Annotated in this window: 20 protein-coding genes; 7 read left to right on the forward strand and 13 right to left on the reverse strand. The window is 65.4% G+C overall.

The window, feature by feature from the left end; genetic code table 11:
• Positions 1-79 precede the first annotated feature (79 nt).
• The 3 genes from ACUYV6_RS11585 to ACUYV6_RS11595 all read right to left on the reverse strand — a co-directional run bounded on the left by ACUYV6_RS11585 (position 80) and on the right by ACUYV6_RS11595 (position 6,577).
• A complete protein-coding gene (locus ACUYV6_RS11585; protein ID WP_449278835.1) occupies positions 80-991 on the reverse strand; it encodes a class C sortase in 912 nt (303 codons plus the stop codon).
• Positions 992-1,079: 88 nt separating this feature from the next.
• The gene (locus tag ACUYV6_RS11590; RefSeq protein ID WP_449278836.1) at positions 1,080-2,555 is read right to left on the reverse strand and encodes a SpaH/EbpB family LPXTG-anchored major pilin; all 1,476 of its coding nucleotides are present in this window, start codon (positions 2,553-2,555) and stop codon (positions 1,080-1,082) included.
• A gap of 113 nt (positions 2,556-2,668) precedes the next feature.
• Positions 2,669-6,577 (reverse strand): SpaA isopeptide-forming pilin-related protein, encoded by a 3,909-nt coding sequence (locus tag ACUYV6_RS11595; RefSeq protein ID WP_449278837.1) that lies wholly within the window; start codon positions 6,575-6,577, stop codon positions 2,669-2,671.
• Positions 6,578-7,071: 494 nt separating this feature from the next.
• On the opposite strand from ACUYV6_RS11595, the gene ACUYV6_RS11600 reads away from it, so the two are divergent.
• From ACUYV6_RS11600 to ACUYV6_RS11615, 4 genes are all read left to right on the forward strand, one after another.
• On the forward strand, positions 7,072-8,643 hold the full coding sequence (locus ACUYV6_RS11600) for a molybdopterin-dependent oxidoreductase (protein WP_449278838.1): 1,572 nt from the start codon (positions 7,072-7,074) through the stop codon (positions 8,641-8,643).
• Between the two features lie 411 nt (positions 8,644-9,054).
• Positions 9,055-9,375: a DUF7882 family protein gene (locus ACUYV6_RS11605; protein ID WP_449278839.1), complete on the forward strand. Its 321-nt coding sequence runs from the start codon at positions 9,055-9,057 to the stop codon at positions 9,373-9,375.
• A 22-nt stretch (positions 9,376-9,397) separates the two neighbouring features.
• On the forward strand, positions 9,398-9,700 hold the full coding sequence (locus ACUYV6_RS11610) for a DUF7882 family protein (protein ID WP_449278840.1): 303 nt from the start codon (positions 9,398-9,400) through the stop codon (positions 9,698-9,700).
• A 131-nt stretch (positions 9,701-9,831) separates the two neighbouring features.
• Positions 9,832-10,443, forward strand: a complete 612-nt coding sequence (locus tag ACUYV6_RS11615; protein WP_449278841.1) for a hypothetical protein — start codon at positions 9,832-9,834, stop codon at positions 10,441-10,443.
• Between the two features lie 18 nt (positions 10,444-10,461).
• On the opposite strand, the gene ACUYV6_RS11620 is transcribed toward ACUYV6_RS11615, so the two are convergent.
• The 10 genes from ACUYV6_RS11620 to ACUYV6_RS11665 form a co-directional block, all read right to left on the reverse strand.
• Complete coding sequence (locus ACUYV6_RS11620) at positions 10,462-11,400, reverse strand: glycosyltransferase family 9 protein (protein ID WP_449278842.1); 939 nt, start codon at positions 11,398-11,400, stop codon at positions 10,462-10,464.
• Between the two features lie 121 nt (positions 11,401-11,521).
• The gene (locus tag ACUYV6_RS11625; protein ID WP_449278843.1) at positions 11,522-11,764 is read right to left on the reverse strand and encodes a hypothetical protein; all 243 of its coding nucleotides are present in this window, start codon (positions 11,762-11,764) and stop codon (positions 11,522-11,524) included.
• A 10-nt stretch (positions 11,765-11,774) separates the two neighbouring features.
• Positions 11,775-12,224: an SRPBCC family protein gene (locus ACUYV6_RS11630; RefSeq protein WP_449278844.1), complete on the reverse strand. Its 450-nt coding sequence runs from the start codon at positions 12,222-12,224 to the stop codon at positions 11,775-11,777.
• Between the two features lie 193 nt (positions 12,225-12,417).
• Complete coding sequence (locus ACUYV6_RS11635; protein ID WP_449278845.1) at positions 12,418-12,711, reverse strand: DUF7882 family protein; 294 nt, start codon at positions 12,709-12,711, stop codon at positions 12,418-12,420.
• A 187-nt stretch (positions 12,712-12,898) separates the two neighbouring features.
• Entirely contained in the window at positions 12,899-13,582 is a 684-nt protein-coding gene (locus ACUYV6_RS11640) for a LuxR C-terminal-related transcriptional regulator (RefSeq protein ID WP_449278846.1), read from the reverse strand.
• Positions 13,576-14,133, reverse strand: a complete 558-nt coding sequence (locus ACUYV6_RS11645; protein ID WP_449278847.1) for a CinA family protein — start codon at positions 14,131-14,133, stop codon at positions 13,576-13,578. The genes ACUYV6_RS11640 and ACUYV6_RS11645 overlap by 7 nt, the downstream gene beginning before the upstream one ends.
• Positions 14,134-14,214: 81 nt before the next feature.
• Complete coding sequence (locus ACUYV6_RS11650; RefSeq protein WP_449278848.1) at positions 14,215-15,171, reverse strand: glycosyltransferase; 957 nt, start codon at positions 15,169-15,171, stop codon at positions 14,215-14,217.
• Entirely contained in the window at positions 15,171-15,377 is a 207-nt protein-coding gene (locus ACUYV6_RS11655; RefSeq protein ID WP_449278849.1) for a CDGSH iron-sulfur domain-containing protein, read from the reverse strand. Before ACUYV6_RS11655 ends, ACUYV6_RS11650 begins: the two co-directional genes overlap by 1 nt.
• A complete protein-coding gene (locus ACUYV6_RS11660; RefSeq protein ID WP_449278861.1) occupies positions 15,374-16,384 on the reverse strand; it encodes an iron-containing redox enzyme family protein in 1,011 nt (336 codons plus the stop codon). Before ACUYV6_RS11660 ends, ACUYV6_RS11655 begins: the two co-directional genes overlap by 4 nt.
• Positions 16,385-16,419: 35 nt before the next feature.
• On the reverse strand, positions 16,420-16,662 hold the full coding sequence (locus ACUYV6_RS11665; RefSeq protein WP_449278850.1) for a hypothetical protein: 243 nt from the start codon (positions 16,660-16,662) through the stop codon (positions 16,420-16,422).
• A 53-nt stretch (positions 16,663-16,715) separates the two neighbouring features.
• On the opposite strand from ACUYV6_RS11665, the gene ACUYV6_RS11670 reads away from it, so the two are divergent.
• The 3 genes from ACUYV6_RS11670 (at position 16,716) to ACUYV6_RS11680 (ending at position 19,373) form a co-directional block, all read left to right on the forward strand.
• Positions 16,716-18,509 carry an NAD-dependent epimerase/dehydratase family protein gene (locus tag ACUYV6_RS11670; protein ID WP_449278851.1) on the forward strand — a complete coding sequence of 598 codons (1,794 nt, stop codon included), beginning with the start codon at positions 16,716-16,718 and terminating at the stop codon, positions 18,507-18,509.
• A gap of 131 nt (positions 18,510-18,640) precedes the next feature.
• A complete protein-coding gene (locus ACUYV6_RS11675) occupies positions 18,641-19,000 on the forward strand; it encodes a hypothetical protein (protein ID WP_449278852.1) in 360 nt (119 codons plus the stop codon).
• Positions 19,001-19,085: 85 nt separating this feature from the next.
• A complete protein-coding gene (locus tag ACUYV6_RS11680; RefSeq protein WP_449278853.1) occupies positions 19,086-19,373 on the forward strand; it encodes a hypothetical protein in 288 nt (95 codons plus the stop codon).
• The last annotated feature ends 1 nt before the right edge of the window (position 19,374 follow it).

The following is a 19,374-nucleotide window of genomic DNA, read 5'->3' on the forward strand; positions in this document are numbered from 1 at the left end:
GATCCGCTGATCATGCTGCGTCGATGTACTCCCGGTGGCTTCCCTGAACACCAGAGTCACGCGCGCACCCCTGGCAGCATCAGCTCCCACGCATGGGGCGCACGACCCCGGCCCGCCAGGTCGCACCGCCGAGCACGACCACCGTCCCGGAGATGATGACGACCCACCACGGGAACCCCGGAACATCGGGGACGCTGCCCGCTCGTGCCAGATCCTCGGGCGGCGTCGGTTCGATACGTTCCCCGGTCACGAGGATCCGATGCGTATTGATGCCGAGCGGCGTGCAGGTGACCAGAGTCACGAGATCCTCACCGATCTGCGGATACAGCGACTCGGTCTCATCGGGTTGCACGACCTGAGTCGTGATCACCTGGTACGTGAGCACTTCCCCGAACACCTCGATCACGAACCGATCACCCTTCTCAACTTGATCGAGATTTGAGAAGAGCTCAGCGCTCGCGAGGCCGCGGTGCGCGGTGAGTACCGAGTGCTGATCGGCGCCCCCAATGGGAAGCGAGGTGCCCCGCAGGTGACCGACTCCTCGCTCGAGCACGGAATCAGAGGTGCCGTGGTAAATCGGCAGGTCAGCATGGATCGCGGGGATGCGCAGGCGCCCGATCGTACCGAGCGTATCCGTGTTCAGCAGGTCATCGTACGCGTACCCTCCGCTCTCCTCCCCCTCTCCGATCGGCACATGAGAGTTCGCCTCCAGATGCGCCCCACCGACCAGCGCATCGTTGTAGGCGCGCGCCCGGTCAAGCTCAGCATCGAGACGACTCTGAGGGCCCAGCCCGACACTCCCCTCCATGCCGATGATCACCTGCGACTGGTTGTACTGAGCCACCCAACTCGCCACGGTCGGATACATGAACACGAGCAGACCGACGAGAGCAATCACGGCGAGGATGAAGGGGCCCAGCGGAAATCGCCACTTCGCCTTCGAAAGCGACGTTTCGTGGGGTGGCCGCGCCTCCTCGATCACGATGCTCACGATGCACTCCTGCCTGAAAGATGCGGCGGTGAGGGGGAAGCGTACGTTTCCCCCTCACCGACCTGGTTACCTCAATCCGAACGATGCATCACTCGATCACTCGGTCGATGCGTCCCTTCTTCCGCTTCGACGCGATCAGTGCGACGCCACCCGCCAGCAGCATGAGCGCCAGGCCACCAGCCATGAACAGTGCGGTTCCGGTCGACCCGGTCAGCGGCAGTGCTACCGGCGGCTTCTGCGGGTTGACGAAGGTCGCGTCGTACTCGCCCTCTTCTGTCGTACCGGCGACGACCGTCACGGTTTGATAAGCGGGATCCGCGAGATCGTAGCCGGCGGGGGCCGCGGTCTCTTCGACGCAGTAGTCGCGCTCCGTGACGTCGTTGTTCTCGTCACCGACCCACAGCCCCGCGATGTGCACTACGCCTGACGAGCTCGATGTGAACTCACTCGCGGCCGCACCGCCCGGTGCGGTCACAGAGATCGCCGTGCCGACTCCACCTTCCGCTCCACACTCTCCTGCAAAGACCTGGAACGTCGCACCTGCCAGCGGGCGCTCTGCTTCGTCGATCTTCAGGATCAAGAGGTCACCCCACCGGCTGAACGAATCGGGTGCGAACTCGTTGCCGTTCACGTCGACGTTCGCAACGTTCTCGATGACACCATCGTGGACCGGCCCCACGACGGTGGTCGTCAGCACCAGGGTGATGGTCTTTCCCGCGTTCGTGGTGAGGAACGCATGGCTCACATCGAAGACAGCACCGAAGGTACCGCCGGTCGCCGCAGTAGGCTCTGTCACCGACACGGCTGCGGCCGGGACATCCGTGCCGTCCACTTGCAGGGTGTAGTCCTCATACGCCAAACGGTCGTCGAGCGTGTCAGAGATGCTGAACGAGGTGAAGCTCATATTCGGTGGGAGCGTCGGGATCTTGACATCGATCGGCCAGGTGACCGTCTCGCCGAGTCCGTAAGCATCGGGCGCCGTCACGTCCTTATCCACCTCGGCGACAGAGTTCTTGGGATACACGTGTACGTCCGTGATCCAACCCTTGGTTGCTTCATCTGGCAGCGGGATCGTGACCACAAACGGTGCAGCCTTGTGCACGATGTTGCCGCCCGTCATGTCGAGCTCGGTGACGAGGTATGCGCCGATCGGGAGCGTCAGCGGCCCGACCACTCCGCCCGCGGTCTCCGCGTTCGCCACTTCGACCAGATTCGCGGCGGGGATCGACGCCGGGTTTGCAGCGTATGCGTTGGCTTGGTCCCACCCGGCGTTCGTGGTGAGGTCGACATTGGTGATCCGTTCGACCTTGAACGGAACATCGTTCATGGCTTCCCAGTCGGTCGGCACCGGATCCAGCGGATTGCCCGTAGCATCCGGAGTCTCTCCCGCTGGCTGCTCGTACTTGTGGATCGTCAACTTCCCGTTTCCAGTAGGCATGTTCGCCGGCGATACTTCTGCCGACGCAGCGGTGCTCCCCGCGACGGCGCCGAAGAGTATCAGCGATGCTGTGCCGATGACGGCCAGCACCTTTCGCACTCCGCTCCCGCGATCTTGGTGTCTCATTATTGTCTTCCTCTCATCGAGTGCTCGTCGCTGAGCGCTCCTGATGCTTGCGTTGTGTGGTCTTTCACGGCGCTGCCTGTCGTGTGGCACGTCAGAGAATCGGGACTTGTGGATCATGCAACCCCTGACTTCCGACGCGTGCGGATCCACCAGTACCCGGCCGCGGCGAGCGCGACGATCCCGATGCCCAATCCGGTGAAGAGGTCGGTGCTGAGACCCCCGGTCATCGGCAATTCGACCGGTGCTTGCTGCGCATTCGTCTGGTCGCCCTTGTCGATGACTGTTCCCGCGTTCCCGTAAGTGACGGTGAAGGTGAAGGAGGCGTCCGCGACGTACCCCGGAGGGGCTTTCGTCTCGGTCACCGTGTAGCTTCCCCAGTGGAGGTCTTCCAACAAGAACTTGCCCGCGTCAGGATCCTGGTCGGAGCCTTCGCAGTCCGCCGCAGTTTCTTCGACGCAGTCCACGATCGTGGTCTCCGTGGTATCGGGGCTCGGCCCGACGATCTTCCACTCCGAGCCTTCGAGCAGCTCATCCGTGACCGCGGCAACCTTGTTCCACTTCACTGAGCCCGGTTTGTCGGAGTTCGTGATGGTGCAGGTTAGGTTGCCACCGATCGGTACCGTGACCGTGTCGCCGTCCATTTGAGCTGCGGTATCACCGTCGAGGCAGACCCAGTTGCTGGGGATGTACCCGTCCGGCCCTGACTCACTCAGCTCATATGCTCCGGGCGACACCGTACGGTTCGTGACCGCAGCCTGCCCGGTCGTCCCGCTGATCGGTGTTGTCGGGCCGCCCGCCGTGAGCGTCCACTCGCTCGTATCCTCCGGCGCACCGTATGAGACATCGAAGTCCTTGACCAGCGTGAGCTTCGCGTCGCAGGTCACGGTGTTCGTGATCGTCACCGTATTCGGGTCTGGCGAGACGGTCAGCGTGTGCTCAAATGCGAGCTCATGGGTTGCGCTCAGCCCGTTGACTGAGGTCACCTCGCTCGAATCGAGGCGGCACCCGTCACTGCCTGGCGTGTAGGTCTCATCGATGCTGACCTCCGCACCTACGCTGTACTCATAGCTCGTACCGAACTGCGGGTTCTGCACCCCCGACGGCGCGGGCGTCAACGTCAACGCTGCGGTTCCCGCCTCAGTCGGTTGATTGCCGTCCGTGTAGATCTGGCCATCCACCACCCATGTCTTCGTGACAGTGAGGTCAACCGGGGGCGGCAGTTCCTTGTTCTTCACGACGCACGAGATGTTGTCGCCGACGCCGAACGATGAGACGGTCCAACTGTTGCCGCTCTGAGTGATCGGAACGTCCGTCGACCCTCGGTTCCGACAGGTGATGTCATCGAGGCTCCATCCCGACCTCGGAGTCTCTGCGATCGTGACCCCTGCGGTGTGGGTCTCATCGGTGAAGTTGTGCACCCACTCGACGGCGGTTGCGTTGCCCTGAACCGTAGTCTGCGTTGCAGCTCCGTTCAGGGTCCCGGGAGCGTCAGCCGGAGTCTTCGTCGCAGTGAAGGCCCATCCACCGGCCACCTGACGTTCCGGGCCATTGAACGGAATCTCCGTCTTCGTGACAGTAATCGGCACCTGACAGGTCAGGGTCTGAGCGATCGAACGGAGCCTGCTCTCCAGCTCGGTCCAGTCCGCTGTGAAGTAGTCCTGATTCAGGTTCGTTCCCGAAATCGCCTGAAGGTTCGTCTCCGACCCACCGGGTAGCACGACGCCGACTGCCCAGACCGGTACGTCACCGTTCTTGACCGCGTTGGCCGACAGCACCGCGTTCTCGACGTGGAAGACACGTACGGAGTCTGCCTGCGAAGTTGCCGCGCTCTGCGTGGGAGCCCCGTCCGTGACCATCAGCACCACGTCATAGTTCTGTTCACTCGCCACTCTGAGGGCCGCATCCCAGTTCGTTGCGGCCGAATAGTTGCTGGTGTTGCTGAGATAGCTATGCAGGGCGTTCGCAACCGAGCTGCCCGCTGTTCCGCTCAGTGTCGGGCGCAGCGCGGCCTGACTGTTGAACGTGATCGTGCCGATATTCACGAGGTCGCCCGGTGTACTCAAGTTGTTCACGAGGGATCGCACAGCGTGTGCGTAGGCCACCGATTCCGAGGCATCGATCGAGGAAGAAAGGTCGAGCACGAGGCCGATGTTCAACCCCCCAGTACATGACACCTCAAGATCGGGGTTTGTGATCGCGTTGACTGTCTTCCCAATACTCGATAGTGCGGTGTTGCCCTGCACGCTCGAGCGCGGCACGTTCACCGTGGCGCCGAGACTCACATTGCCAGTGCTTCCCGGGTAGGCCTGGTTCGTAAGTGCTCCGGTCGCCGAGCCCGTGGCGATGTGCTCGAGCGCCCAGGTGCCATTACCGGCCCCTGGGTCTGTTTCGACAACCCCGTACGTCTGGTTATGCGCCGCATTCGTGCCGAGCGTGATCGTGCAGGTAGTAGCCGGTGCAGCGCCGATGGTGCAGGTCGCCCAATCGCCGCTCACCGGCGCACCGGGAGCTCCGCCCTGATTCGTGTAGAGCTGGAACGTGGCGCCCTCGACCCGGTCCGTTGACCCGCGCAGGACTTCCTTGTGTACGACGATCTTGCCGCAGTTCGAGGGCGGATCCACACTGACCGGAGCCACCCAAGCCTGAATGTTCCTGTTGCCCGTCCACGAGCGTATGTATCCGGTCGATCCGAGTGTTGATGGGCAGCCCTGGTTTCCAGACAGGTTCTGGGGGATCTGCATATTCAGCACCATCGTGAACCCACCGTCGTCGGAGGTCAGCGCATTCGACACAGTCGTGCAGGTTCCCGGATAGTTCGCCTGGCTTGTGTAGATGCATCGCTGAGTGGTGTAGTTCTGCTGATTGCTGTTCTCGATGATGACGACCATGCCACCCGCTGAACGGTCAGGTTGCGGAACGAGCGTGCTGCCTGAACTCGCCCCCCAGCGCTCGGGTGCGACGGTGTACTCGATCGACCACCCCTTTGCGCCTGTCGCGCTCGGGCGCGTCCAGGTCGCCTGCAGCGTGTAGGTGTTTCCTGACTGCACATACTGCGACGAGAAGTCGTTGATCTTCGTGGCTTCTGCAGGGTCACCGGACGAATACCACGTTGTCGGATTACTGTCATCAGAATCGGCGTGGTAGGCCCCAGTCGGGTCAGCACCGGGTGGTGCTGCGAGGATCCCGAACCCGAGATCTTCGGTCTGTGCACTGAGAGGTTCCGACTTCTGAGCAGTTTCCGAAGCCTCTGATGAGGTGGACTCCGATGACGCCTCTCTCGACAGTTCGACCGCGTCGACCTTCTGACCTTCGGAGGTGGTGGCAGCGATCTCGGTCCAGACGTCGTCATCGGTCGTGAACCCTTCGGGCACCTCCGTGGGCCGTATCCGCGCGGTGTCATCCTCGACGATGTCGTGCGTGCGATCCGCATTATCGTCGTCGGTGAGAGTGGTCACCAGGAAGTGACCGAGGCGATCATCCTCATCGTCACCCTTGTACCCTTCCTGTCCGGTGTTGTCCGTCACGGTGGTGGTCAGCGCGCTCACCCACTGGCTGTCCTCGCCGTCATCGGCCATCGCATCGTCACGGGGGCCCTGTACACGCAGCGTCACCCCTGGCTGCACTGCACCCCCACTGTCGGTGACCGCCCAGCGCAGATACGGCAGCTCCGGCTTCTTGTCCTTTGCCGCTGCATCTTCTTCTGTGCTGGCGGTGTCGGACTTGTCCGCCTCGCCAGCCGAACCATTGCCTTCTGCAGGCGTGGGAGCTGCCGGACCGCTTTCCGTGCTTGGAGTCGGCTCCGCCACAGGCGCCGGATTCGGGGCCGGCTCAGGAACAGGAGCCGGGTTGGGTGCGGGGTCCGGGGCGGGATCGGGTGCGGGCTTCTTCGCCGGTGCGGGGTCAGGATCCTGCCGGAGCGCAGCTTCCTGCGCGTTCTGGGCGGCCTGACCGCCGGCACCCTCCTGTACCCCACTGTCAACGCCGCCTTCGGCGAGCGCCGGACTTACACCGAGGAACACCATAGATGCCGCCGCGAGCAGGGCGAGAAAGCTGTCCCGTCCCCGACTCAGGCATGCGCCTCGTGAAACTCGTCGTGATCGACGAGATCCATCACCCTCTGCGAATGTGTGTGACCGCGAGTTTCTGCTCTGCGGCGCCTGTGGCGTCTTCATTGGTTCCTCGTCCCGGCTTCAGGTCATCCGAGGATTGTTGCGTTGACCCTCGCTCTCATCCCTTCGACGGTTGCGAATGCCTCGCCACAAAGTCCCCCGTGTGTGTTCGCCACATTAGGAATTGGCAAGGCTGCACACATCAGGGTGAATTACGTAGTTTCGCATCATGTGACGAATTAGATGCTCGCTGGTGGGGGTGAAGATTCGCAACCGGCCGGTCATACGGTCTGTGCGAGCGGGGTCCACACTTCCTCGTCCTCGTGGGTCGCAACCCGCTCACCTGGCGTGACAGTGCTCTCGGACAACCGATCGACCGCTCAGGAGACGAACCTAAGCTGACGATCATGACGGATCAGCGCACTCCCGCTTGGGCCGCCGGCACCGCCGGCATCGCCTCAGCCGCGCTCGGCACCGGGGCGGGCGAACTCTGCGCCGGATTCTTCGCCGCGCAGTCCGGGCCCTTCACCGTCATCGGCGGATGGATCATCGACCTCGCACCATCCTGGGCGAAAGACTTCATGATCGCGCTCTTCGGCACCGGTGACAAGGCAGTCCTACTCATCTGCATCGGCGTCTGCGTGGCGATCATCGCTGCCGCCACGGGTCTGTGGGAGGCCCGCCGCAGGCACGCGGGAGCGGCCACCGCATTCGCGCTGGGACTGTGCGTCGGGGCTTTGGCGCTCGCACGAGCGGACGCCACGTGGGTCGCGTGGCTCCCGTCGACCGTCGCCGGAGTCGTCTCCGCGCTCGCGCTCGGCCCGCTCGTGCGCAGGGGAGCATCACCTCGTGCAGCGTCCGATGGGGTCGGCGATACGGTCACCGTCCCAGAGCCCACCTCCCAAGCCTCCCGACGCACCTTCCTCGTATTCGCCGGCTCCGCCACGGCAGTCGGCGTGCTCGCGACCATCGGCGGAAATCTACTGCGCGCCGGGGCGGCGGCCGCGACCGCGGTCCGCGATGCGGTCCGCCTTCCCCGCCCGGCGGTACCTGCGCCGTCGCTCCCCGTCGGAGCAGAGCTCGGCGTTGACGGCGTCGCCCCGCTCATTACCCCGAACCACGACTTCTACCGCATCGACACGGCGCTGACGATCCCGAATATCGATCCGGCGAACTGGGAGCTGCGCATCCACGGTCTAGTGGAGCAGGAAGTCCGACTCAGCTGGGACGACCTGCTCGCGCTGCCCCTCGAAGAGTCCGTGGCGACCCTCAGCTGCGTCTCGAATGAAGTGGGAGGCGGCCTCGTGGGCAATGCTGTCTGGCTGGGATATCCGATTCGAGACCTGCTCTCCCAGGCGCAACCGCTGCCCGAAGCAGACATGGCGCTCTCTCGCTCGGTCGACGGCTTCACCGCTGGCACGCCACTGGAGGCGCTCACCGATGACCGCAGTGCGCTGCTCGCCGTAGGTATGAACGGCGAACCGCTGCCGCAGCGGCACGGGTTTCCTGTACGCATGGTGGTGCCAGGCCTCTACGGCTACGTCTCGGCGACCAAGTGGGTGGTCGACATCGAAATCACGCGTTTCGATCGGGCGCAGGCCTACTGGACCGACCGGGGTTGGTCGGCACACGGCCCGATCAAGCTCCAGTCGCGAATCGACGTGCCCCGCCTCGGCACCGCATTGCCGGCAGGCGAGACCGTGATCGCCGGTGTCGCATGGCAGCCCGGCACCGGTGTCTCAGCGGTAGAGGTGCGAGTGGACGATCTTCCCTGGCAGCGCGCCGAACTTGCCCAGGCGATCTCTCAAGACACCTGGGTGCAATGGCGGCTGCCGTGGCGCGCCACCCCAGGCACGCATCGCATCACCTGCCGGGCGATCAGCGCGAACGGCGAGGTTCAGACAGCGCAGCGCGCTGCGCCCGCCCCGGATGGGGCCACGGGTTGGCACTCGATCGACGCGAGAGTCGCCCGAGGCTGACAGGTGCGCTGCGCACGGGAGATCCCCCTCGCCTCGAGCCACGCGCACGACAAAGCGGGCAAGATGAGCTCGAGAAACTTTTCCTCCGCCTCGCAACGGAACGAAACTGATGCGGGACTGTACGCCGATATGCAGGCTAGGCTCGGCTCATGAAGGTCGACTGCAGTTCAAGGCCTCTCGATGTGGAGCCGAGAACAGTGTTCGGTTTCCGTACCTCGCCACTGTCCGAGGATTCGGCTTCAGTGACTGAGCGATATGGTGCGTTCATTGTGCTGCACTGAGACGACAAAGTGGTGACGTTTGGCGTGCTCAAAGGAGGCTGTGCGGATATGGCCGCGTCACCGACAGCACGCCCCGGTCGACTCTCGCTGTTCTCCTTGTCTTTGCCTCCCCGTGGTGGGACTATTGGGCATGGGATTCCTTATATACGGGGGAACGCAGGAGTATGAGTTCGAGGACCGTACTCTTGCGCACCTCAAAGCGGCCATCACGATCAAGCTCCGCCGCCAAGAGAGCTTTCTGATGAGCTGGGTGAATCCACCCGAGAAGGGTGCCGGCCGCCTCTCAGTGTGGCTAACGCCCAATGTCCCGCTGATCTTCCGCTTCTCGGGAAGTCGCTCCCCTCAACTCAGCAAGGTCTGGCTCGCAGTGCTCAACGACCTGTCGAACACGCCTCGCGGACTCGTCGTCATCTCTGAGGATGAGGCGAAGAAGCACGCCGTCGAGCAATAACCGGCAAACGAAAGAGTTCTTCATGGGATATCTGCACTACGCGGGCACCGATTCCTTCCACTTCGAGGATCGCCTGCTGACGCACCTGCGCACCGTGATCTTCGCGAAGTTCAACCTACTTGAAAGCCTCGTGTTCACGTGGAACTCCGAAGGTGTTCAGCACAGCCTCTGGCTGCACCCGTCGATTCCGTTGTACTTCGAATTCGGTGACGACGTCACTCCCGACCTCAATCCGGACTGGATCGAGCACCTGCTCGCGCTCGCGAGTTCGCCCGGAGGCCTGCGCTGCGAGCCGGAACCGGGACGGTCGAAGCGCCTCTCGTAGCGCACGCAAAGCTCGCACATTACGTCATGACCGCGGCTTTGTCGACCCCATAAAAACGCCCTCCGAGCGCATGCTAACTTCCTCCCGACAGGGAGCGACCGCTCGGGTCGCACTGCAGAAGGGGGCCCACCATGCGAGAAGACGGCAAAGCGCGGGAGAACGATGAGACCCCGGACCCCGTGGATCGGATCCCCCTCACGAATGATGACGCCCTGGAGCCGCCCATCGATCCCGATAGCAGGGAGCGCCTGAACGAGGAGATCCCCGACGCCCCTCATCCGCCCGGTCGCTACGACGCCGGCACCGGCCAGGGCACCGCTGCGAACCCGCCCCGCGGCGATGACACTCAGGATCGCCCAATCCTTGACGGCTCTACCCAAAGTCCCATCGCAGAGGCCTCGGTGCCGAATCCGTATCGAGGGCAGGCCGACCCCGCTCTCGTCAGCCGACAACCCGCGCTGAACACGACACGAACGAACCGTTGGCTCTATGCGTCGATGATCGCGGCCACCATCGTTACCATCGCGCTCCTCGTGCTCGCCCGGTGGAACCCGGTCTGGTGCGGAGTGGGGGTCGTGGTGGCGCTAGTCGCGCTGCTGCTGATGCTCATCGTCCGCGCGAGCGGTTTGGGTCGCCGCGCTCGGCTGCGTGTCGAAGCGCTGCTGATGGCAGTGCTCTGGCTAGGCCCGCTCGCCATCATCCTGTGGACCATGATCGGCTCGGCCGACGAGATCTGGGGATAGGCTCTCCACCGGGCCCGCTCACAGCGTGCCCCTGAGCGAACGCGCCGCCTCGATCACTTGTCGGGAGGTGACGGCGAGAAGCGCCGGATCTGGATCGGACGCGAATGCCTCGCCCCGCCGAACGCTCGCATCGGTGAGTACCGTGTGCGGTCCGGGCGGCGGCCCCCATTCCTCGGGCGGCGCCGGCCCGAAAACCACCGCAGACGCGGTGCCATAGGCCGAGGCGAGGTGCGCGGCCCCCGTATCGACCGATACGAGCACTTCGGCATGCGCGATGAGGGCCGCGAACTCCTCCAGATCCGCTTTCCCCGCGAGCACTCGACGAGCGTCGAGGCCGGCCAGTTCCGCGACTCTGAGCGCTCGAGGCACATCCGCTTCACCGCCCGTCAACACGACCTCGCAGCCGTCGGCGGTCATCGCTCGGACCACCTCCGCGAAACGCTCGAGGGGCCAGTGCCTCGACCCGTGATGCGCGCCGATGTGGATGACTGCGGCTCCGTCGATGAGGGGCGACGCTTCGGGCACCGCGATGCTCACGTCATCGGGGTCGGCGGGCGCACCGAACGCCGAGACCAGCCTCGCCCATCGAACGCGCTCGTTGATTCCGTCCACCCAGGGCTCTCCGAAGGCTCCCGGCGCCGTGGCGTGCACGATCCGCACTCGTGCTCCGAGCGCGTCGATGATGCTCCGGCTCTGAGGCCCGTTGCCGTGCAGATTGGCCGCGATATCGACCTCTCCCGGCCGGAAGGGCAGGAGATCGTCCAGCCCCGGTGTCGGCAGCAGTTTGTCGACGACCCCGGTGAGTCTCACGAGCGGTGCGAGCCAGAGAGGCGCGGCGAGCACGAGCCGATGCGACGGGTAGCCGCGCCGCAGTCCCTTGAGCGCGGGCACGGCGACGAGCAGGTCGCCGAGTTTCAGCGCGCGTAGAGCGAGCAGTACGGGTCGTCCCTCTGTCATGTCGGGCAACTCTGCCGGCGAGAGCGCTTCGGGGCACCGGCGTCGCCAAGATCACGACGATCTCGGAGGACTGCCCGGATACGCTGTTCGACGTACGGCTGCGCCCCGGTGTGAACGTCGGTCACGAGTCTTCGTCGGCGTTCCTCGACTCCGCCTGGAGATCCTCGCGGCCGCGGCGAGCGGGCGATGACGAGACATCCTCACCCAGCGCGTCGAGCGCGTCCCTCGGATCCTCCCCCTCGGGCACTTCCACGGCCTGCTCCTCCGCGGGTGTCACCGCCGGATCCGGCTCGTCCCGATGAGTTGTGACGACGAGTTCATCCTCTTCGTTCTTCTCTTCGTTCTGGCCCCATACATTCGCCATCGGTTTCTCCTCACTCGATCGTGCCGCGCCACGCCCCCGTGGCGAAGCCGTTGTTCTCCATCAGACGCGCGAACTCGCGAAGGTCGTCCGCCACCTGAGCATCATCGATCTGCATCGCGGCTCCGACCTGTTCCACGAACCCCTCGGGCTCCCACTCGAGCTGCAGACGCACGCGGGTCTGCTGGTCGTTGAGGCGATGGAAGGTGACCACCCCGGCATTCTTCGGGCCGCTCGTGCTCTTCCACGCGATGCGCTCATCAGGCAGCTGCTCGGTGATCTCAGCTTCGAAACCCCGCTCGACTCCACCGACTCGCACGGCCCAATAGAGGTGCTCGTCGTCGAGCTGACGCACTTCTTCCACGCCCGTCATGAAGGCGGGATACTCCTCGAACTGCGTCCACTGGTCGTAGACGGTACGTACGGGGAGATCGATATCGATGTCATTGCTGACGGTATTCATAGGAGGCCTCCTCCTGCACTTCGGCGAGGCGGAATCGGGTATCAGCCTCGGCTCGGTGCTCTCTCGTGTGATGGGCCTCGACCGGAGATCGGGTTCGCCGGAATCCCGTCGGGGCGTCTCGAGCCTACGAGGCGAGAACGCCGCCGTCTGCGGGGTTGACTTCTCAGGTCGGCAGGGAGACAACCCGAGTACCTCACTCGGATCGAATGATCAGGCCCCGGTTGCTGTAGGACATCTTCATCAGGGTCTCGAGCTGCTCCCGCGACAGTTCAGCCTCGCTCTCTCCCGACAGCTGGAAGCCGATCGGGATCTCCGATGAGATCCAGATGGACGTCGAGGCCGCCTGCTTGGAGGACTTGCAATCCACCCAGGTGAGAGCGAAAGACTCCTTCTTGCGGAGCTTCTCGAAGACCACGAATCGGAGGTGCTCGAGGGTGCGGTCGTCGATCCGCAATCGGAGCGTGTCGTTGTAGATCAGTGTTCCCATGATGCGCCTTCGAATAGCTACCGATACGGACCGGATCGGGGCGCTCGGACCGCCCGCCGTCGACGACCGACCGGGCGCCCCCGTCAGGTCACACTGTAGCCATCAGACCTACCACCCAGAGGGGTGAATCGAAGCCCTGCGGACTCTCCTAAGCTGGGGGGTTCTCGCTCTGTCGTTCGCAGGCGGATCAGCTTCGAGGTGTCGCGCCTTCCGGGAGGATCTCGCCCTCGAGATTCGGTGGAATCATTCCATGCTCCAGGCCCCAGCGAACCGCCTGGGAACGGCGTTCGACACCCATCTTGCGGTAGGCGGAACGGATGTAGGTCTTCACTGAATTGCCCGTGATGTAGAGGCGCGTTGCGATGTCGGAATTGGTGTGGCCTCGCGTGATGAGGGTGACGATCTCGGCCTCGCGCTCGCTCAGGCCCTCGCGCTGTCCCGGCCAGGTCCCGGAGCAAGAGCCCTCCGAGTCTGTTCCCCGCCGTAGTGGAACCACGACCTCACCCGCGGCGACCCGCTCGAGAAGGTCGACCAGTTCCGACGCGCTCAACGACTTGTCGATGTATCCCCGACAACCCTTTTCGAGAGCGCTGTTCACGACGGCCGGGTGCGTATTCCAGCTGTAGACCACAGCCGCGCCGGCCAACGGATCCGAGATGAGCCTCTCGAGCTCTGAATCGGCGAACTGCGACTTGCCGAAGGTGTCGTACAGGGTGAGATCGGAATCGCTGGTGGCCTTTTCGTCGAGGAGGTCCGACTCGACAACTCGGATCCGTCCTTCGAAGGGCGCAAGCATCGCGCGCAGCCCGGCCACCACAATCTCGAAATCATTGAGAAGACGCAATCGAAGCGGGCCTGTGAGGTTCAACACGCGTCTTCCTTCCCTTCCCTCCCTCCGCGGGAGACGGGCTGTTCGCTCTCAAGAGTACGCCGAGTCTCCGCTTCACGCACCCGCTCGATCAGCGCCGCCAGAGCGGCCTTCACGGTCTGCTGCATCACCGCGAGCGGCTCGCCCGCGAAGCGGTGCAGCTCGGCGATCGGCTGCTCACCTGCGATGCTCGTGGCAATGTAGGCGGTGCCCGCCGGCTCTCCTCCCTGCGACTCCGGGCCGCCGACGCCCGTGACACCGACGGCGTAGTCGCTGCCCAGCAGACGAGCTGCCGAGCAGGCCATGGTCTCGGCGGTGGAGGCCGTGACGACCGGACCGTCGGGTGTCTCGAGCAACGAGTGCTTCACCTCCGGGCGGTAGGCGACGATGCCGCCGCAGTACCATTCCCCGGCCGCCTCGCCCGCCGCGAGTGCCGATGCGAGTTGACCGCCCGTCAACGACTCCGCCGTCGCCACGCTGCAGCGACGGCCGCTCACGAGTTCGGCGACTTCACGCACCAAGCCGTCCGTCTGCTCATCCAGGCAGGATTCCACGATCGCCTCCTCTGCTCGTCATCCCAGTAGATCGCACCGCCCCCGGTCCGATCCAGGGCTTGCGCTGCAGTCCTCCGACCCCTACCAGAGCGTGCGCCGGATCGCCCCGACCGACCTCGCGGAGCGCCCAAGTCGCTTCCCCGAATACCGCACCCCGCCGCGCACCCGCAGCGCGATAGCCGCCCAGGCCGTGATCCCGCGCTCGAAGAACCAGACCGGCGCCCAGAGCGCGCTCGTCGCCGGGAACACCTCGCCGCCCGAAGCTCGACGACGGCCGCACTCCGCGACCAGCACCACGGCCGCGATCAGCGATCCGATGCGGGCCGGCCTGCACCTCGCCCAGATGCCGATCGGCAGAATGCAAGCCTCCAGTGCGAGCCGCCACGGCTGCGCCCAACTGTCGTACGCCTGACGCACCCGCTGCTCCCAGAAGCGTCGCGCCGAAGGAGGAAGGCGGGCGACGTAGATGTCCGGGCGATTGCGCACGATCCCGCCCGCCGCGATGATCGTCCTCTCCATCTCGAGGTTCTCGAACAGAACATCGGCGCTGTAGCCGCCGGCAGACTCGAGCCGGGATCGGCGGACGCCGTAGGTTCCCGGATAGTCTGCGGCGAGCGCTCGATTGACGAGAATGCGACCGGTGTCCCAGCGCGCGTGCCAGGGCAGGGGGTCGAAGAAGTTCTGGGGCTTCACGAGGTCGGCCCCATGGAGACCCGCCACCACGGCGGCGAGCGCAGCGCGGTGGTAGCGCACGTCGTCGTCGGCGAGCACCACCGCGTCGTGCCGCGCGACGGCGAGGCCGGTGAGCACGCCGCTCACCTTGCCGTTCGCCCCGGGCGGGGCGTCCACCGGTATGTGGCGCACGAACTCACCCCAGGCGCGGTCATGCGCGCCGAAGACATCCTGATCCGAGCCGTCGACCACTGTCACGTCGACCCACGTGCTCAGCGCGCGCAAATAGGCGGTGAGTTCGGGGAGCTCCTCGTCCGATTCCCAGCGGAGGGGCAGGACGTACTCGGCCCGGAGTCTGTCGGGCATCAGGATCCCTCTTCCGTGCGGAAACCGGCCGGCTTGTGGGTGCCATCGCAGAACGGCTTGATGCTCGACAGCCCGCATCGGCAGAGTGCAATCGTCCGCCGCTTCCGGGGAATCGGCTTGCCATCGGCCGTACGCAGATCGACGTCTCCGCGGATCAGGAGTGGTCCGTCGGGACAGGGTGTGATGCTGGGCCGCTCGTCGCTCATAACGCGCTCCGATTGCGCAAGGAGGTCTCGCCCCGCGACCAGGCCCCCATCATGTGCTCCGCGGCCCAGTCGTCGACGGCGAGGCAGGCCGCGGCCCCGAACATGATGTCGGGGACGAGATCGGGACGGTCCTCGGCGAGCGAACCCGCGAGATCCCTCGCGGCGATCTGCTCGTGCACCGCATCGGCCTCGACGTGCTCGTCGAAATAGTCGGTGACGTCCTGGCCATATCCCAGACGCCGGAAGCCGTCGCCGTACATGCGGTTCGGAATCGAGGAGGTCATCTCGAAGGCGGCGAGATGACCGACGATTGCGCCCACGAGGCGGCGGTTGAGACCGAACATCGACATCATGTTGACGGAGGCGAGCGTGATCGCCGGAACATCATCGACATAGGCGCCGTAGGCGTCCTCGAGACCGGCACCTCGCATCGTCGCCGCGAAGATCTCCGCGTGGATGCGCTCCGGGCGGCCGCCGCCGTACTCGTCCGACTGGATCTCGACGAGCGCGCCCTTGGGCCTCCCGCGCAGGCGCGGGATCGCCCAGGAGTGGGGATCCGCCTCCCGCAGCGTATAGATGGAGCGCTGGATCAAGAACTCGCGCGCCTCCTCGAGCGTCGCCCGCCTGGCGAGATATCGCGACAGGCCGGGCCCGGAGTCGGCCTCCGTCAGGTCGAAGAGCGTTCGGGCGACGGTGTCGGACTTGGGCTCGGGAAGGTCGGGAACCGGGATGCGGTCGCGCAGATCCTGCTCGAAGACCGCCTCGATCGAGCGCCGTGTCTCGATGAGCCCCGTGTCCCACTCAAGCTCCGCGTCGAGCCGGCCGAAGGATCCGTACGACGATGCGTACAGCGCGAAGAGCGCGAGCTGCAGGTCGTCGTCTCTCACGACATCGCCCGACTGCTCGATGGTGCGCTGGGCGAGCACGACGAGGGTATGTCCGGGCGTATCTCCGGTTCCCTGGAGTCTGCCCAGCACGGCTTCGCTCAACGCCCCGCGAGGCGACATCGTCGCGACGGGGTCGGGCGAGAGGGCGGGAATGTTCACTGCGGTCTCCGATCGTTGACCTCCTCATAGTGACTCTCCGCTTGCTGTGGGCAGTAGGCCTTGACGAGGGGACGGTGTTCGGATAGCGCGCTGAGCGCCTTGCGAAAATACGCGATGCGGTCGGAGATGTCCAGGCCCTGTGTTGACCGCCTCTGGATGCGGAAGATGGGTGCATCAAGGTCGTCCTCGATCGGGCGCGATGAGACGCCGCGGGAAGAGAACTGCTTCACGATGTCCACCGAGCAGAAGATGAGATCCCGCTGACCGGGCGGACCCCACAAGGAGAGTTCTGATGCGTGTAGTAGTCGTCGGTGCGACCGGCAATACCGGTACGACCACGCTCAGGGCGTTGGCCGCCACGCCCGAGGTGACCTCGGTGCTCGGCATCGCCCGGCGCATGCCAGACACCGACGCGATGCCCTACTCGCTCTGCGAGTGGAGCGCGATCGACATCGCGGCGGCCTCCGAGGAGGAGGAAGCCGTGGCGCGCCTGCGCGAGGCCTTCGGCGACGCAGAGGCCGTGATCCACCTCGCCTGGCTTGTGCAGCCGAACTCGCAGCGCGACCTGCTGCGACGCGTCAACGTCGAGGGAACAGCGCGCGTTGCCCGGGCGGCTGCAGAAGCCGGCGTGAAGCATCTCATCGCGGCGTCATCGGTGGGCGCGTACTCCCCCGACCCGGAGCAGAGCCGTCGTGATGAGAGTTGGCCGGTCCAGGGCGTGCAGACGTCCCACTACAGCGTCGACAAGGCGGCGCAGGAGCGGCTGCTCGACGAGTTCGCGGCTTCGCACCCCGAAATGGTCGTCACCAGGCTTCGCCCGGCCCTCGTGTTCCAAGCCGACGCCGCCTCCGAGGTGCAGCGCTACTTCCTGGGCGAGCGGATGCCAGTCCAGGCGCTGGGCTCGGGTGCGCTTCCCACGTTGCCTCTGCCGAAGGGCCTGCGAGGCGTGCAGGCCGTGCACGCGGACGACCTCGGCCGTGCGTATGCGGCCGCCGTCTTGAAGCGCGCACCAGGGGCGTTCAACATCTGCGCCGATGACGTGCTCGGCCCGCAGGATCTCGCGGACATCCTCGATCACGGCCGCTACCTCGAACTGCCCACGCGGGTGGTTCGAGCCTTTCTCTCGGGCGGGCACAAGACCGGTCTCGTCGCCGCGAATGCGGGCTGGGTCGACCTCGCGGTCTCCGCACCTCTGATGGACAACGGCCGCGCCAAAGCGGAGCTCGGCTGGGAGCCGAAACGGTCTGCGGCGGAGGCCTTGCGCGAGCTGGTCGAGGGTCTGGTCGAGGGACGCGGCGCCTCCTCGGTGCCGTTGCGCCCGCGCAGCATCGAGCCTCTCGACGAGACCGGCGCCGCAGGCCACGAGGTCCCATCAGAGGCGGGGTATGTCTCGGAGAACCTCGATTCCGAGCTTCTCGAGCTCTATCTCTCCGACCACCTCACGGGCGCGACGGCCGGCGTGGAGCGCTTCGAGCGCATGTCCGAGGCCTACATCGACACCCCGGTGTACGCGCGCCTTTCGGAGCTCACGCAGGAGGTGCGCTGGGAGCGGGCCTTCCTGAACGAGCTCATAGACGATCTCGGCCTCCGGCAGCGGTCGTACCGGCAGGCGGTCGCCTGGGCCGGAGAGCGCCTCGGACGCCTGAAGAGCAACGGCCGACTGCTGACCCGCTCGCCGTTGAGCCTCCTGATCGAGTCCGAGCTGATGCGCAGCGCGGTGGTGGGCAAGCTGGGCCTGTGGCAAACGCTCGCGACCAATGCCGAGGATCTGAACCTGGACGCGCAGCTCTTCGAAGACCTCTCCGACGGGGCACGGCGTCAGCTCGCATCGCTCGACGAGGTCCACCTCTACGCACGCTCGCACGCGCTGCGGAGCGGCTACGAATTGTCAGGCGGTGCGGAGGCGTCCGAGAAGTCCCCTGCCGATGCCGCCGCGATGGCGGACACTGCGGGGTTCGAGAAGACTCCCACCGACATCGCAGAGAAACCGGGAACGGACGAGGTCTCGCGCGAGCACGCCGACGCGCTCGCCGATGAATGGGGAGAAGAGTCCTTCCCGGCCAGCGATCCTCCCGCGCACTACTGAGCAGCTTCCGTTCGGACGATGCCGCCCATACGCCTGCCCGGAGCGGCGCGCAAGCCCCTCCTGCGGAGCGGAGGCGATCAGTAGTGTCGTGCGCACGACCGCCACCACGGCTCGGCGAAGGAGGACTCATCATGGACGCTCAGCACCCCGACGGCATCCCGCAGATCCCGCAACCGGACGAGGGCGGCACTCCGCGCTCCGGCCGGGGCGAGCGCAGTACGACCGCGACCGCTCCCGACTCCGTCGAGAAGTCGGTGTACGAGGAGGCGGAGCATGCGGGCACCCGCGGAACCGACGCCGCCGATCCGCCCAACGCGGCGGGCAAGTCGCCGGATGGCCAGGCTACTGATCCCGCCGAGACGGCCTCGCACCTCGACCCGGACGAGGCCGCCCGAGTGCGCGAGACCCGCGAGGAGGCGCGCAGGGTGCAGAGGGTCCGCGATCAGCAGTTCGACGACGGCAAGCGCACGTCGACCACAGGCACCTACTGAGGACTGAGTGGCCGGCAGCCGCCGAATGCGCCCCTCGATGCGGTACGGGAGGTCCACCTCGCGAGCTCCCTCGCCTTCTATCCAAATGCTGACCAAGACACGCTCTTCATCCTTGCGACTGCGGTCAGTTCTCACCTGGGTGCGCGATGCGGCGGTGCGCATGCGCGACCAGGGCCAGGTGTTCCACGTCGAGGCATTCGTGCAACCCTGTCGACCTCACGTCTCGCTCCGACGCATGGAGGAGGCGTCCGAGGGCATTACACGCCTGGACTGGAAAGTGCAGGACGTCGTGCTGAGCGTGGCATCGGAGCTTCCGGAGGAGGCCGACCCTGAACGGGTCGCCGCAGCGGACGAGAACACGACGCCCGGATGAA

Source organism: Leucobacter sp. GX24907 (genome assembly GCF_053567335.1).

What these genes read in the sequence shown, in the direction of transcription:
- ACUYV6_RS11590 (WP_449278836.1), bottom strand. Translation starts at nt 2,555, where the DNA reads ATGAGACACCAAGATCGCGGGAGCGGAGTGCGAAAGGTGCTGGCCGTC.
- ACUYV6_RS11595 (WP_449278837.1), bottom strand. Translation starts at nt 6,577, where the DNA reads ATGGTGTTCCTCGGTGTAAGTCCGGCGCTCGCCGAAGGCGGCGTTGAC.
- ACUYV6_RS11600 (WP_449278838.1), top strand. Translation starts at nt 7,072, where the DNA reads ATGACGGATCAGCGCACTCCCGCTTGGGCCGCCGGCACCGCCGGCATC.
- ACUYV6_RS11605 (WP_449278839.1), top strand. Translation starts at nt 9,055, where the DNA reads ATGGGATTCCTTATATACGGGGGAACGCAGGAGTATGAGTTCGAGGAC.
- ACUYV6_RS11610 (WP_449278840.1), top strand. Translation starts at nt 9,398, where the DNA reads ATGGGATATCTGCACTACGCGGGCACCGATTCCTTCCACTTCGAGGAT.
- ACUYV6_RS11615 (WP_449278841.1), top strand. Translation starts at nt 9,832, where the DNA reads ATGCGAGAAGACGGCAAAGCGCGGGAGAACGATGAGACCCCGGACCCC.
- ACUYV6_RS11620 (WP_449278842.1), bottom strand. Translation starts at nt 11,400, where the DNA reads ATGACAGAGGGACGACCCGTACTGCTCGCTCTACGCGCGCTGAAACTC.
- ACUYV6_RS11625 (WP_449278843.1), bottom strand. Translation starts at nt 11,764, where the DNA reads ATGGCGAATGTATGGGGCCAGAACGAAGAGAAGAACGAAGAGGATGAA.
- ACUYV6_RS11630 (WP_449278844.1), bottom strand. Translation starts at nt 12,224, where the DNA reads ATGAATACCGTCAGCAATGACATCGATATCGATCTCCCCGTACGTACC.
- ACUYV6_RS11635 (WP_449278845.1), bottom strand. Translation starts at nt 12,711, where the DNA reads ATGGGAACACTGATCTACAACGACACGCTCCGATTGCGGATCGACGAC.
- ACUYV6_RS11650 (WP_449278848.1), bottom strand. Translation starts at nt 15,171, where the DNA reads ATGCCCGACAGACTCCGGGCCGAGTACGTCCTGCCCCTCCGCTGGGAA.
- ACUYV6_RS11655 (WP_449278849.1), bottom strand. Translation starts at nt 15,377, where the DNA reads ATGAGCGACGAGCGGCCCAGCATCACACCCTGTCCCGACGGACCACTC.
- ACUYV6_RS11660 (WP_449278861.1), bottom strand. Translation starts at nt 16,384, where the DNA reads ATGTCGCCTCGCGGGGCGTTGAGCGAAGCCGTGCTGGGCAGACTCCAG.
- ACUYV6_RS11670 (WP_449278851.1), top strand. Translation starts at nt 16,716, where the DNA reads ATGCGTGTAGTAGTCGTCGGTGCGACCGGCAATACCGGTACGACCACG.
- ACUYV6_RS11675 (WP_449278852.1), top strand. Translation starts at nt 18,641, where the DNA reads ATGGACGCTCAGCACCCCGACGGCATCCCGCAGATCCCGCAACCGGAC.
- ACUYV6_RS11680 (WP_449278853.1), top strand. Translation starts at nt 19,086, where the DNA reads ATGCTGACCAAGACACGCTCTTCATCCTTGCGACTGCGGTCAGTTCTC.